This window comes from Pedobacter africanus, assembly GCF_900176535.1.
In the GTDB taxonomy this organism is placed as follows: Bacteria; Bacteroidota; Bacteroidia; order Sphingobacteriales; family Sphingobacteriaceae; genus Pedobacter; species Pedobacter africanus.
On record NZ_FWXT01000003.1, the window covers coordinates 350,610 to 364,613 of the forward strand.

Here is a 14,004-nt window from a genome sequence, read left to right on the forward strand (position 1 = left end):
TCCCTACAAACAGATTATCATTTTGAAATCACTTCGCTATGAGCTCGTTTCGTTTGCGGTAATTCTGCTTTAAAGATAAAGAAAATATCCTATAACGAGGATAACGAAAATGATACAGAAGGCGAATTCCGTAAAAGAATAAGCCATTTTTTGAATACCTTAAAGCTTTATTATATTTAAAAGTTCTTTGATCCTGTTTTTATAAGTGTTGCCAATCGGGATTTGCAAACCGTTGTTAAGGAGTATTTTTCGTTTTTGTATTTGTTTAATTGCGGAAGTTGAAATTATGAAAGATTTATTTACACGGATAAAATCTCCCAAAGAACTCAGTTTATGTTCATAGTCCAGCATTTTTGCATATGTAATGTAGTTCTTCTGGTCCAAAGTATGAATTTGTACGTAATTGGAAGCTCCTTGTACGGCAATAATGTCATTTACATATATTTTGGTTACTTCGCTGATATTTGATTTAATGAAGAAGTATTCGTTTCGCCTGACGTCTTCAAGCTTTCTTTTCTCCTTTTCTACAATCTTCATTATTGTTTCCCAAAGTTTTTGCTTGAGTATTGGCTTTATTAGATAACCGCGGGCATTAACATCAAATGCATCCAATACATAAGATAGATCATACGCTATGATAATCAGGTATTTAATTTTATTCATTAGCAACTTCGCTAATTGGATTCCGCTAATTTGACCTTTAAGTATTCCGATAAAAGCGATGTCTGGTATATCGTTTTGTTGGATTTCTGCCAGTGCTGTTAGCGGATCTGAATAGGTCTTAATGAGTTGAACGTAAGCTTTGAACTCGATAAGGTGACTTGAGAGAAGGTTGATACAAGGTTTGGAGTCATCTACAATGATGCAGTTTAATACCATAGTTGAGGCGTTTGTGTTGATGCAAAATATCCAATTGAATCAACAATGACAATAGCATTTGCAGCAAAGTTCATTTTGCATAAAAGATGTTGCATTTCACATAAAAAAAAAACTTTATAATATAATGTTGCTGATATTCACCCAAAAGTTAGTACTGATCAATTACTTAAAACCTTAATATAATGCGGATAAAAAACAACAATTTAATCAGTAAGTTCCCTTCCTTGCAGACCGGATTTGGGTTCTGGAACGACTCAGAAGTGTGGGATGATAGTGAAAACTGGACGGATTAAATATTTATTTAACATATATGGCACAGACATTCAATAATGGCGAAAGCAACGCGAGCGTAAGAGCTAAATTAAATGCGAACGCAACAGAGTTAAACAGTACAACGGCCGCTTCTACCAATGCAAGCGCATTAACTACCGGCACTTTGCCTGATGCAAGGTTGTCAGCTAATATCCCAAAAAAGGTAGATGGGTTGATTTTAACGTCGGATTTGCCAAATGCGTTATTATCACCCGATCAGTTTGAGATGTTACCCAATGGTACCATTGGCATCAAAACATCTTACCTTGAATCTTTGGGGCTTGGGGGGTTACCAACGCCTACAGCGCCTACAGTAACAGTGTCGGGCAGAAATGTGTCCGCTATTCATCCGGCTTATCCTAATCAACTGGAATATAGTTTAAATAATGGTGCTTTTGCCAGCTATGTAGATGCAACGCCTATCGACGCCGGGCCGAATGAAGTGCTGGCCAATTACTATCGTTTTCGGGTAAAAGCGTCTTCAGGTGTAAATAATGCCGGGGCGATAGCTGGAAACCCGTATATAGCACCTGCATCAGGTAGTTATGTAGTGGAAAACACTATAATCGCCAACTTCTCAAGCGAATACGCCGGACCAGCAACAAATCCGCCTTTCAACACCTTAAATCCACCTTCGGCAGACTTACAAACGGCTAACGGATATACTTCGCCATTGCTGGAAAACACTACCGGCGTTGAATCTGCCATTACATTAACAAATTCGGGTGCCTTTGCTGGCCAGGTTGCACTAGTAAGTGCCAGCCAGGATGCTGTCGGAAATACTGGTGTGTTTGAAAACGCTGTTGTGAACACCGCCTGGACAGTTAATGGGGGGACCTCAGCCGCCTTGCTTATATCTGGTTTAAATTCGTCGAAATTTTATCAGTTGTATTTTTTGATGCCTACTGATAATCCGGATGCTGTAAGGGGAGTGACGATTAACAGTGTGACAAAAAATAGGACAGCAACTACTGTACTGGGGAGTTTTGGCCAGGCAGCTAACGGTTTAAACGATTCGGAATGGATTGTTTTTAACAACATTACAGGTATTACCACTGTAACAGCACAAATTAATAGGGTTAGTGGAGATTATGGGGCAAATTTAGCTTGTTTGGTTGTTGAACAGTCAAATGTCGCCAAGTCATGATAAAACAAGCGAGAAATTATGTTATCAGTGGTTTGCCTGAACCCAAACATACAATAAAGACTATTGTGAGGTTCGCTGCTCCCGCTACATTGGCGGTTGCGAATATAGCACCCTGGAAATACAATAAGAAAAATACAATGGCTTTTGAATGGGATGATGCAAGTATAGGCGCGCTCACTGGTCTGAATATTTTAAATGCAGCTTTTTATACAGACGGTTGTGGGAATAACATCAATTATTCAGCTACATTGGCTATTAATGGTGCAAATGAAACAACTGGCATCCCTTACACTTATGATGGGACAGATGGCAGGGTAAGTGCTGCTCAGATGATCAGTATGATCAATGCAGGCTGGGAGATCAGTGATCATGGATACTACCATGACCAGGTGGGGTTCGGAGCAACAGTTAACCCATTACAAAGCACCATTCTGATGCAAAGTTTTATCAAAAACTTATTGAATTACTGGACAAGATCTAAGGTTGTTCCAAATGCCGATGCAGGACATGCCCAGGCAGCTCATGATATTGGTTATTTGTATTCGACTTCGCAGGGGACATTCGACACATTTACTCCGGTATGGATGTTCGTTCCTCCGGGCAACTATAATGACGTGCCGCCGTTGTTTGGTGCATTAAGAAGGTATTTTACCGATCAGCTGGCTGTAGAACTTAATGATATTAAGGCAATTATTGATACCTTGTTGTCAGGAAATAATACTTTTTTCAGGCTGGCAAGTCACACTATAGATCAAACTGCGTTTCAAAACCTGGTCGATTATATTGAAACCAATGCTGAAGATGAACTGTGGGTAGCATCGCACAGGGAGGTTCTGGAATACAGGGAGATGAAGGCCTTACCAACCTACCAGGAATTTAATGGGGATACCCTTACCATTGTTACAGATATCACATCTTTGACCAATAAAAACCGTTATAAGGACCTGTCGTTTAATATCGCTTCGGATCAACCTATATTGTCGGTTACCACAGACGGGGATAATGCTACGTTTAATGCAACTACAGGATTGGTGAATATATTCAAACAGAAAAAACAATGGTTGGATACGGATGTTGACTTGTCTTTATATTTTGACCATATTTATGATTCTTCTAAGGCAAGGAACGGGAATAGTTTGCAGGTAGCTGATGGTGATATTGTGGCCAGTATTCCGGATTTAGGTAAAACCGGTGGGAAAGATATGTATTATACCGGGCCCGTAAACCCTGTATTAACTCAGGCTCCCCCGCGGTACCGTAGTCAGGTTGGTGGGTACATTCAGTTTCACAACCAGTTCGGTACAGCATATGTATCAGAGCAATATGCTGTAAATAAGCCTTTTCCAAGGGAGCTGTTTTTTGTAGCGAATCAGGCCAAATTTAATACCTATGAAGCTTTATGGAATAGCTTCAACAGTCATTACGTAGGTGATTTCGGTGATAACGCAATCAGGTTGAGGGGCGCTACAGATGAATCTCCTGTCGGTTTTCCCAACACAATACCAATAGGGTTTCCTATCAGGCAGAATTATTTGTTTCATATCAAATACATATTGGATGTACTTGGGATTAGATGTGAGGTGAGAATTAACAAATCGCTGGTAACGGGCGACCCGGCATATACCTATTCAGACGGCCGGTTAAACAAGCCAAGTTTTGCATGGGGAGCTGATACCAATTCCGGTAACTTTGGGGCTTGTTTTCAGGCCTGGAGTTTTACAGAGCTTACTGCGGATCAACGCACAATCATCGAAAATGAATTGTATGCCAGGTATAATATAGGTGTTCGTCTGGCACTGCCTATGGCAGAAGGCCTGGCAGGTATAAAAAATGGTACCCAGTATACTGCAAGTTACAATTATGTAAATCCTTTAGGGTACGCCGAAGATACCACAGCGAGATCTGTAAAATGGGTTATTTATAACGCAGGGATTCAATCTGGTACTTACTTTACGGCAGTTGATGGCTTGTTAACCTGGAATTCTAATACCTATCCATTGCCTTCAGGTTATGAGGTAGGCAGTGTAGAGGTAATTTGTGTTGACGTTATAGGTAATCGGTTCCATGTGCCCGAAAAGGTGTTTACTGTGGGCTCTTAACAAACCAGTTACTTTGCCAGTGAAACCACGTAACGTGTCAAAACCACCGCATTCATAATCGTATCGGTTTTCTTTTTTGCCTTCAGGGTTATACTATAAGTTTTGGGCGTATTAGCTAAATGGTATCTCAGCGAATCCGCAGAAATACCAACAGTCAGCGCAAGGTTACCAGTTGCGGCTTTGGTTGTAATAGTAGTGCTGCCCATTGTTGTTGTCTTGCCGCCGCTGTTGATGCTGAGCTTTATTGCGCGCAGGTTTGCCAGGTTGTTGCCCGTGTCGATCTTAGTTGTATTTAACGCAATGATCAGGTTGTTGAGCTTTATGGATCGGATATTACCAGAGGTAAAGCTCTTTGCCTGTTCCCTAATCTCAGTTTCAAGATCTGCCCCTGTTATTATATTCGGTATCGTAACAGGGGCAACCGTGTCCAGTGGCTGAATATCAAAAAATGAAGTGTCGTTAATAATAATGTCCCGTTCAATACTTTCCGATATTTTATTGCAGGACATATAAAGCAAAACTAAAATGGGCAGGCTTATGAACAGGATTTTATTTTTCATGACTTTATCTGGCAGGCAGTATGTGTTTGGCAAATATTCTAAATAAAACCCGGATTGGCAATTTCAAATCTCTCCTTTTGTAGAAAACGTAGAAATACGGTGAAAAGTGCCGGACTTTAATTTTATTTGGTATTTTTATATGGAAAAATTATATTTTGTACTAATTTATAACTATTTAAAATTCAAGTGACTTATTGTTGTCTTTCTAAAGTTTAAGTTAATAATGATTACAATGGTTTTTTATTTTTGCTGCTGAAATACAGAATTATATTCTGGTTTGTATTTAATAGGCTTGTCTTACAGTGATTTGGTGTTTTTATTTAAATTAATACTGCTGCCTATTGTAAGCCTCCGAAAAATCTTTGCGCATTTCCTTAAAACGTTCCACTACTGTAGTAATGAAAGCCTCATCCAGGATCTGGAAAATTTCATTTGCCCCGCCTCCCGTAAGGTCAAGCTCCGATAATTTATAACTCTGTTCCAGTGTGCCTTGTTCAAATTTTACAATGTATTTCTGGTTCATGTTAAACAGGGTGATCTTACAATCCGGATGTGGCAATTCTGCTAATACTCTCATATGTTTTTATGTTTAAAAAAAGCCATCCGCTCATGAGAGGGATGGCTATAAGGTAATTTATTTAGGGACTATATTTTTACGCCCATTTCTTTTAAAAGGAAGTTTGCCTTGTCAATTTTTGCGGCCACCCACAGTACATAACGAATGTCGACCCCGATAGATCTGCTGTAACTTTCGTTCCAAGCGTAATCGTTAATCGTAGCGCCATAAGCACGGTCGAAATTTACGCCGATCAGCTCGCCATTGGCATTCATTATTGGAGATCCCGAGTTGCCTCCCGTGGTATCCATGTTATACAAAAAGGCAACAGGCACATCTTTAAGATCTTTTTTCTCAAAAGGACCAAAATCTTTGGCTTGCCATAGCGCCCTGATCTGCGCCGGGTAATCAAATTCCGGGTTTCCGGTAGCGCCTTTTTCCAGTATTCCTTTTATGGTAGTGTAAGGGCGCATGTAAGAGGCGTCCGCAGGCCAGTAACCCCTAACATAACCGTAGGTAAGCCTTAATGTGCTGTTGGCGTCAGGAATAAAACCTTTCTTTAAAAACTTCTCCTTAACACTCACGTAGTCACCCATTAATTTGTTTAAAACACCCTCTCTACGGTCTTTCTCCGGCTTCAGCTCGGCAATTTGTGCCGCAACCGTTTTTTCAAATGTCAGAAGGGGATCACTATATTCTTTTAGCGACTTCGGTGAAGCAAGTAAAGTTTGAAATACATAATTGCTGTCTTTTAACCTGCTGGCGGCAAAAACGCTGTTGATGTAAGCATCTATGGCTTTTTCATCGCCAGTAATGCCGTTAGTCGCATTTACCCTTTGATTTGCCGGGAGTACTGCAGCATCAATAAGCATTCGCTTAAAGTTATTTCTATCGGCGGCCAGGTCAAATGCTTCGTAATTTCCAGACAGAAATTGTTTTAAGCGGGGTAGATTCTGGCTAAAAAACGCTTCCTGTTGTGCTGCTGGATAAGCTTCCATTGCAGTTTTAAATACGTTTATGTTTTTAGATAGTCCAAGCAGGCTGGTTGAGTTGTAGATCTGGGCCAGCCATAAATCCCTTTTGGCATCACCATTAATGAGTTTATAAAGGTTGTCAATATCGGTCATCAGGTTGCCATACTGAGCTTTTACAGCTACGTTGCCGTTGATAAAGCTGGCCAAGGCAGCATCTTCTTCTTTCTTTTTGCCAACAAGGTCAATTCCCTTCAGTCCCTGCAGTTTTCCTCTGTAATTTTTAAGTACATTGGCATTTCTTTTAATGCGGGTAGCCAGTTTGATCTCTGTTGCCTTATCTTTCTTTCCTGCTTCTTCCATGGTTTTGTTCTGGAAATCGTACAGGTCAGAAACATATGGCAATACAAATTGCTGTTGGTATTCAATAAACTGTGCCGGGCGATGGCGGAAAGTTCTGCCCGGATACCCCAGTATAAATACAAAATCCTCTTCATTGGTGCCATTAGCATTAACCTTCAGGAATTTTTTAGGGCTGTAAGGGATATTGTTCTTTGAGTATTTGGCTGGTTTTCCGTCTGGTGCTACATAGGCGCGCATAAAGGAGAAATCGCCGGTATGGCGTGGCCATACCCAGTTGTCGGTTTCACCTCCATATTCGCCAATCTGCCGGTTTGGTACATATACAAGGCGCACATCCTGTATGGTTTTATAACGGAACAGTACATAGGTCTTTCCAATAAACATTTCCGATACTTCGGCCTGTATGGAAGGGTCTTTTTTTTCGGCGTCCGAGGCAATGTTTTTCATCGCATCGTTAATCAGTTTCAATCGGGAAGCAGGGTCAGTCACCTGCGTTACGGCACCCAATACTTTGTTTGATACATCTTCATAACTATCAGTTATACGGCAAGTTAAACCTTTTGCTTCAATCTCCTCTTTACGCGTGCCCGCTACAAAGCCATTGGTTAGGTAATCGTGCTCAGGTGTGCTGGCTAGTTGCACTGCGCTAAAAGCACAGTGGTGGTTGGTGATGATCAGCCCCTGATTAGAAACAAACGATCCTGTACATCCGCCTACGTTAACCAGGGCGTCGACCAGGCTGGTGCCATTGGGATTATAAATTTCATTCTGACTGATCTTTAGTCCTGCTTTCTTCAAATCAAGCTTGTGGATCTCACTTAAAGGGAACATTCCTTCTTCCCAGGGTTTGTAGCCCGACTGTAACACACCAACTGTAAGCAGTGAGCAGGTCAACAGCGAAGTAACTAAGGTTTTTTTATTCATCTGTATTGTTTATTGTTAGTTAGCTGATATACCATCTTTGTTGATGCAATGGCAACCGAAAATGACAAATTTAGTTATTTTAATTTGAGTGGCTGATAAAGTAAGTTTCTTATTTTTGCTTAAATATTCTTGTACTATGGCCGAGGACCTAACGATAATAACCAATACGGATAAAGAAACCCAATATCGATCTTTAATCCCCCAGATAGCCGCTTTAATAAACGGCGAGGACGATCATATCGCCAACATGGCCAATATCACTGCGGCCTTAAAGGAACAGTTTGGCTGGCTTTGGGTTGGTTTTTACCTGGTTAAGGGTGATGAACTGGTATTAGGGCCGTTTCAGGGGCCGGTAGCCTGCACACGCATTAAAAAAGGAAAAGGCGTTTGCGGTGCTTCCTGGCAGCAGATGGAAACTTTAATCGTACCTGATGTAGAGGCCTTTCCGGGCCATATCGCATGTAGTTCCGCCTCGCGCTCTGAAATAGTGCTCCCTGTTTTTAAACAGGGGCAGGTAACCGCTGTTCTAGATGTGGATAGTCAATATTTGTCTCATTTTGATGTGATTGATGCTAAATACTTAAAGGAAATTGTAAGCTTGTTAAATGTCTAAATTGCCTTTTTCTTTCTATCAGAACGACGACGTGAACAGCCTTGCAGTTCAGTTGCTGGGAAAACAGTTGTTTACATATGTTGACGGGCAATTAACCGGGGGTACTATCGTTGAAACCGAAGCTTACAAAGGGGTTATCGATAAAGCATCGCATGCTTATGGAGGGAGGTTTACCAACCGTACTCAGGTGATGTATGCAGCCGGCGGATTATCTTACGTTTACCTTTGTTATGGCATTCATCACCTTTTTAATGTGGTCACTGCTCCGGAAGGAACACCTCATGCGGTTTTAATCAGGGGGCTGGAACCGATTACAGGTGTAGATGTGATGTTGAAGCGCAGGAACATGATAGCATTAAAGCCTAATCTGACAGCCGGGCCGGGCGCCTTGGCTAAAGCCTTAGCTATCGATAAAGTTTTAAATGCCAGAGACCTGCAGGGAGAGGAAATCTGGATAGAGGATAAAGGAATGCATATAAAACCTGAACAAATTGCCGCTGTGCCGAGAGTTGGAGTAGATTACGCAGAAGAGCATGCACTGCTGCCCTGGAGATACTATATTAAGGGCAATAAATTTGTAAGTAAGCCTAATCGTTAATGGGAAAAATGTTCTGGTAGAGCCTTTCCAGGAAGAATATTTTGAGCCGTATATGCGCAGCACTTTTAGATCTTTGCTAGACCCCTTCTAGGTCAAATGATCTTGTAATATCCTTGTAAGGATTTAATAAGGTTTAAATCGTGTGCAAAGTATCTGGAGAGCGGTGCACGCTCAGCCGTATTATTTTAAAAATGTGCATAAATGCTAAGTAGTTTTATATAAGTTTGAAACCACGAATTTTGGGCGCATTACCAGGCGCATTTTTTAACAGAATAGTATGATCAATTACAATCCTAAAGACTGGGTAACTTTTATATTTCATGTGCATAAAGCAGACACCATCAGAACCTTATGGCCATTAATGCTTAGTGTTGCTGCATTTTCAGGTCTTATTGCTTACCTGGAATTGAATTATCTGAAACTTGCAGAAACAACTTTTGTTAAAAACATAGGGATGATGCACAATCTTCTGGGTTTTGTCATTTCCATGCTGCTGGTGTTCCGGACCAATACATCTTACGACAGGTGGTGGGAAGGCCGTCGTTTGTTAGGGGCGCTAACCAATGTGAGCCGCAACCTGGCCATAAAGATCAAATCGCTAAAGCTAAGGCCAGAACATAATGAGTTTTTTGATTATGCCATTCCCAAATACGCTTTTGCGTTAAAGGAGCATTTAAGGGAAAAACAGTATTTTGGAAAGAACAGCTTGCTGATCGAAGTAGATGCCGGAAAGCATATTCCTAATCAGGTGGCAACCAGTATTTCATCAAGGGTTTTTGAGCTGCAGGCTAGCGGGGAGATCAGCCAGGAACAGCTGCTTATACTTAATGCAGATGTTCAGCAATTCACTGATATTTGTGGTGGCTGTGAGCGTATTAAAAGAACGCCAATTCCTTATTCTTATAGCGCATTCATTAAAAAATTTATATTTATATATGTCATCACGCTCCCTTTTGGCTGGGTGTTTAGTCTCGGGTATTTTGTGGTTCCTATTGTTCCCTTTATCCTGTACGTACTGGCGAGTTTGGAGCTGATTGCAGAAGAAATTGAGAATCCTTTTGGAGAAGACGCCAACGATTTGCCGGTAGATGAGATTTGCAATAATATTGAAAAGCATGTAGGGGAGATACTGAAATAAGATGGTGAAAATTGCATGGCATCCGCTGTATGCACATCCATTGCCAGAGGGGCACCGTTTTCCGATGGTAAAGTATGAATTGATTCCGGAGCAGTTGCTTCATGAAGGAGTGATTACAGCAGCCAATTTATTCTCGCCCGAAGCCCTTGATGAAGAAATTGTACTGTTAACCCATCAACAGGCTTACTGGCAGCAATTGAAGGAGCTTAGTTTGCCGGTAAGGGAACAGCGCAGAATAGGCTTCCCCTTAACAGGACAATTGGTAGAAAGGGAACTCAGGATCGCGAAAGGGACAGTTCAGGGCGCATTGTTTGCGCAGCAGGTTGGGATTGCATTTAATGTAGCTGGAGGTACACATCATGCTGGAAGTAACTGGGGTGAAGGGTTCTGTCTATTGAACGATCAGGCCATCGCAGCAAACTATTTGTTAAAAACAGGGCTGGCAAAGCGTATCCTTATCATCGATCTGGATGTGCACCAGGGAAATGGTACAGCTGAGATTTTTTACGATAAACCCGAAGTGTTTACTTTTTCTATGCATGGCGATAAGAATTTTCCCTTTAGAAAGGAAACCTCCGATCTTGATATAGCACTAGAGGATGGGACTGCGAACGAAGTGTTTCTGGAAAAATTAAAGGCAATACTTCCCGTACTTTTAGCCCATCAACCCGATTTTGTTTTTTACCTTTCGGGTGTGGATGTGCTGGAGACTGATAAATTGGGTAAACTGGCTTTGACTAAGGCCGGATGCAGGGAAAGAGATAGGATAGTGCTGCAGTTTTGCAAAGACAACCGTTTGCCGGTTCAGGTCAGCATGGGCGGAGGGTATTCTCCAGCCATAAAAGATATTGTTGATGCACATTGCAGCACATTTAAAATTGGTTTAGATATTTTTGAATAATTATGAAGATTGTTATTGCAGAGAAACCTTCGGTAGGGCGTGAGTTGGCAAAGGTTTTTGGTGCTACAACTAAAAAAGATGGGTATATTGAGGGAAAAGGCTATTCTTTTACCTGGGCGTTCGGGCATTTGTTACAGCTGGCCCCACCGCAGGAATATGGATTTATTGGCTGGAGAAGGCAGCATCTGCCCATGCTTCCTAAGAAGTTTAAGCTGGCCATACGGAAAATAAAGACCAAAGATGGGATGGTGGAAGATCCAGGGGTGAGGAAACAACTGGATATCATTAAAAAGCTCTTTGATGAGGCTACCGAAATCATTGTTGCAACCGATGCCGGGCGTGAGGGAGAGCTTATTTTTCGGTACATCTATTACTTTTTAAAATGTAAAAAGCCTTTTAAAAGATTGTGGATATCCTCTCAAACAGATGAAGCTATAAAAGAAGGCTTCAGAAATCTGAAACCGGGAACAGATTACGATACCCTGTTCAATTCGGCACATTGCCGTTCTGAGTCGGATTGGCTGGTGGGGATGAACGCTACCCAGGCACTGAGCATCTCGGCTGGTAACCGCTCGGTTTTATCGTTGGGTAGGGTGCAGACGCCTACATTGGCCATGATCTGCTCTCGCTACCTGGAGATTAAAAATTTTGTGCCCCAAACCTATTACCAGCTAGCCATACAGCTGGATAAGGATGGGCAACTTTTCAGAGCAATGTCTGTCAGCAATTTTGATAAAAAAGAGGAAGCAGAAGAACTGCTGGCTAAAATTGAGGATGTGGCCTCGGGATTTAACAATGGGGGTAAAATCTTAAATGTAGAAGCTAAACCGCGTAAAGAACCGCCTCCGCTGCTACACGATCTGAGCAGCCTGCAGCAGGAAGCCAATAAACGTAAGGGCTTTACAGCCGATCAGACCTTGAGTTTGCTGCAGGGGCTATACGAAAGCAAGCTGGTTACCTATCCGCGTACCGGCAGCCGCTACATTGGTGATGATATCTTTGCAGGTGTGCCTAACCTGATAGAGAAAGCTAAAGCGCATCCTGATTTTAGCCGGCAGGCAGAGTTTCTGCTGACTGTTCCTTTGAACAAGAGGAGTGTCAATGCAAAAAAAGTGACCGATCACCATGCTATTCTGCCTACAGGCGAATCTCCTTACCAATTAAGTGGTGATAAACAGGCCATTTATGATATGATAGTAGGACGAATGCTCGAAGCATTTCACCAGGAATGTGTGAAAGAGATCACCAAAATATCTGTAGAATCAGGCTCCCTGTTTGTGGCAAACGGAACCGTGATCCGCTCTGCGGGATGGCGTTCGGTATTCAATGAGGCCGATGAAGAAAAGAAAGATGAAGACAATCCGGCGCTGCCCAAAGTAAAAAAAGGAGAGGAACTGCCCGTTACCAATAAGGCCCTGCTGGAAAAACAAACCAAACCTAAGGCCATGTATAACGAAGCTTCTCTATTGAAGGCATTGGAGACCTCGGGTAAGGACATTGAGGATGAAGAGTTGAGATACGCCATGAAAGACAGCGGACTGGGTACACCTGCAACCAGGGCGGCAATTATAGAAACACTGATCAACAGGGAGTATGTGAGCCGGGAAAAACGGAACCTGGTGCCTACAGCAAAAGGTTTGGCGGTATATGATGTGGTTAAAGACCAGAAAATTGCCCAGGCTGAATTAACTGGGCAATGGGAGAAACGCCTAGAAGAGATCCGTTCGGGAGCTTCGGTTGTTGATTTTAAAGCTGAGATTGCCGATTATACAAAACTGATCACCAATGAGCTTTTGCTTGCAGGCAACACCCTGGCCCAGAAACTGGCCGAACCAAAAGAAGAAAGTAAATGAGGAAAGCTATGTATTCCATATTAATTGTTATTGTTGTATTGGCTTTGCTGACCGTATGGGTATTGAGCTGGCCCGTATTTGGGACTGCCCCTAAAGGCGAACGTTTGGCGCGTCTTTCAAAATTGGCTAATTTTAAAGATGGTACACTTTCAAACCTATCGCCAACTCCAATGAAGCCCGATAGTATAAGTTATTGGGATATGATTGTGGGGATGATCAAGGGAAATGAAAATAGTGCACCTAAAAAGACGCTGCCCCATGTGAGGCCCGACTTTTCTGAAACGGATAAAACCAGGATTACCTGGTTTGGGCACTCTTCTTACCTGATACAGGTGGATGGCGTTAAAATCCTGGTAGATCCTGTTTTTAGCAAGCGTCCGTCGCCTTTTTCTTATATCGGTACGGGAAGTTATATGGGGACTGACTTCGTTAAATGTGAAGATTTTCCTGAACTCGATATTGTGCTGATTACGCACGATCATTATGATCACCTGGACTATCAAAGTATCCTGAAGCTCAAAAGCAAGACCCGGCTTTTTATTACCTCGCTTGGCGCGGGTGCGCATCTGGAATATTGGGGTGTGCCTTCAAAACAGATCGTTGAACTGACATGGGGGGAAGAAACGATTGCTAAAGGGCTGAAATTTACAGCTGCTCCAGCACGCCATTTTACCGGCAGGGGCTTTAAAAGGAATCAGAGTTTATGGTCTGCCTTTATTTTACAGGCTTCTAAACATAAGCTGTACCTTGGTGGGGATTCGGGCTATGACACTCATTTTAAAAAAACAGGGAAGCAGCATGGACCTTTTGATCTTGCCATTCTGGAGTGTGGACAGTACAATGCCTACTGGCCGCTGATACATATGTTTCCTGAACAAACTGTACATGCCGCCAAGGATTTAAATGCAAAAGTGTTGCTGCCGGTTCACTGGGCTAAGTTTACGCTGGCCATGCATGCCTGGAACGAACCAGCCATCCGTGTAACCAGGAAAGCCCGTACAGAAAACCTGAAAATCACAACGCCATTATTGGGAGAACAGGTTATATTAGATGAAAGTTATCCGTCGAAAGAATGGTGGCTGGATTAGTG

At 42.2% G+C, this 14,004-nt stretch carries 12 protein-coding genes; 8 read left to right on the top strand and 4 right to left on the bottom strand.

Annotation, left to right across the window (positions count from 1 at the left end):
• Positions 1 to 159: 159 nt before the first annotated feature.
• A complete protein-coding gene (locus B9A91_RS18630; RefSeq protein WP_084240536.1) occupies positions 160 to 879 on the bottom strand; it encodes a LytR/AlgR family response regulator transcription factor in 720 nt (239 codons plus the stop codon).
• Between the two features lie 310 nt (positions 880 to 1,189).
• Here B9A91_RS18630 and B9A91_RS18635 point away from each other — a divergent pair, with 310 nt between their 5' ends.
• A complete protein-coding gene (locus B9A91_RS18635) occupies positions 1,190 to 2,338 on the top strand; it encodes a hypothetical protein (RefSeq protein ID WP_084240537.1) in 1,149 nt (382 codons plus the stop codon).
• A complete protein-coding gene (locus B9A91_RS18640; RefSeq protein ID WP_084240538.1) occupies positions 2,335 to 4,437 on the top strand; it encodes a hypothetical protein in 2,103 nt (700 codons plus the stop codon). Before B9A91_RS18635 ends, B9A91_RS18640 begins: the two co-directional genes overlap by 4 nt.
• Before the next feature lie 8 nt (positions 4,438 to 4,445).
• Here the strand turns inward: B9A91_RS18640 and B9A91_RS18645 are convergent, their stop codons facing one another.
• The 3 genes from B9A91_RS18645 to B9A91_RS18655 form a co-directional block, all read right to left on the bottom strand.
• On the bottom strand, positions 4,446 to 4,997 hold the full coding sequence (locus tag B9A91_RS18645) for a hypothetical protein (protein WP_084240539.1): 552 nt from the start codon (positions 4,995 to 4,997) through the stop codon (positions 4,446 to 4,448).
• A gap of 325 nt (positions 4,998 to 5,322) precedes the next feature.
• Positions 5,323 to 5,574 (bottom strand): hypothetical protein, encoded by a 252-nt coding sequence (locus B9A91_RS18650; protein WP_084240540.1) that lies wholly within the window; start codon positions 5,572 to 5,574, stop codon positions 5,323 to 5,325.
• A gap of 68 nt (positions 5,575 to 5,642) precedes the next feature.
• Positions 5,643 to 7,811, bottom strand: a complete 2,169-nt coding sequence (locus tag B9A91_RS18655) for a S46 family peptidase (protein ID WP_084240541.1) — start codon at positions 7,809 to 7,811, stop codon at positions 5,643 to 5,645.
• 136 nt (positions 7,812 to 7,947) lie between these two features.
• Between B9A91_RS18655 and B9A91_RS18660 the strand changes: the two genes are divergently transcribed.
• The 6 genes from B9A91_RS18660 (at position 7,948) to B9A91_RS18685 (ending at position 14,002) form a co-directional block, all read left to right on the top strand.
• The gene (locus B9A91_RS18660; RefSeq protein WP_084240542.1) at positions 7,948 to 8,424 is read left to right on the top strand and encodes a GAF domain-containing protein; all 477 of its coding nucleotides are present in this window, start codon (positions 7,948 to 7,950) and stop codon (positions 8,422 to 8,424) included.
• Positions 8,417 to 9,022: a DNA-3-methyladenine glycosylase gene (locus tag B9A91_RS18665; RefSeq protein WP_084240543.1), complete on the top strand. Its 606-nt coding sequence runs from the start codon at positions 8,417 to 8,419 to the stop codon at positions 9,020 to 9,022. The genes B9A91_RS18660 and B9A91_RS18665 overlap by 8 nt, the downstream gene beginning before the upstream one ends.
• Positions 9,023 to 9,299: 277 nt before the next feature.
• Positions 9,300 to 10,160, top strand: a complete 861-nt coding sequence (locus B9A91_RS18670; RefSeq protein WP_084240544.1) for a bestrophin family protein — start codon at positions 9,300 to 9,302, stop codon at positions 10,158 to 10,160.
• Between the two features lies 1 nt (position 10,161).
• A complete protein-coding gene (locus B9A91_RS18675; protein WP_084240545.1) occupies positions 10,162 to 11,061 on the top strand; it encodes a histone deacetylase family protein in 900 nt (299 codons plus the stop codon).
• Between the two features lie 2 nt (positions 11,062 to 11,063).
• Positions 11,064 to 12,914 (top strand): DNA topoisomerase 3, encoded by a 1,851-nt coding sequence (locus B9A91_RS18680; protein WP_084240546.1) that lies wholly within the window; start codon positions 11,064 to 11,066, stop codon positions 12,912 to 12,914.
• The gene (locus B9A91_RS18685; protein WP_084240547.1) at positions 12,911 to 14,002 is read left to right on the top strand and encodes an MBL fold metallo-hydrolase; all 1,092 of its coding nucleotides are present in this window, start codon (positions 12,911 to 12,913) and stop codon (positions 14,000 to 14,002) included. Before B9A91_RS18680 ends, B9A91_RS18685 begins: the two co-directional genes overlap by 4 nt.
• Positions 14,003 to 14,004 lie beyond the last annotated feature (2 nt).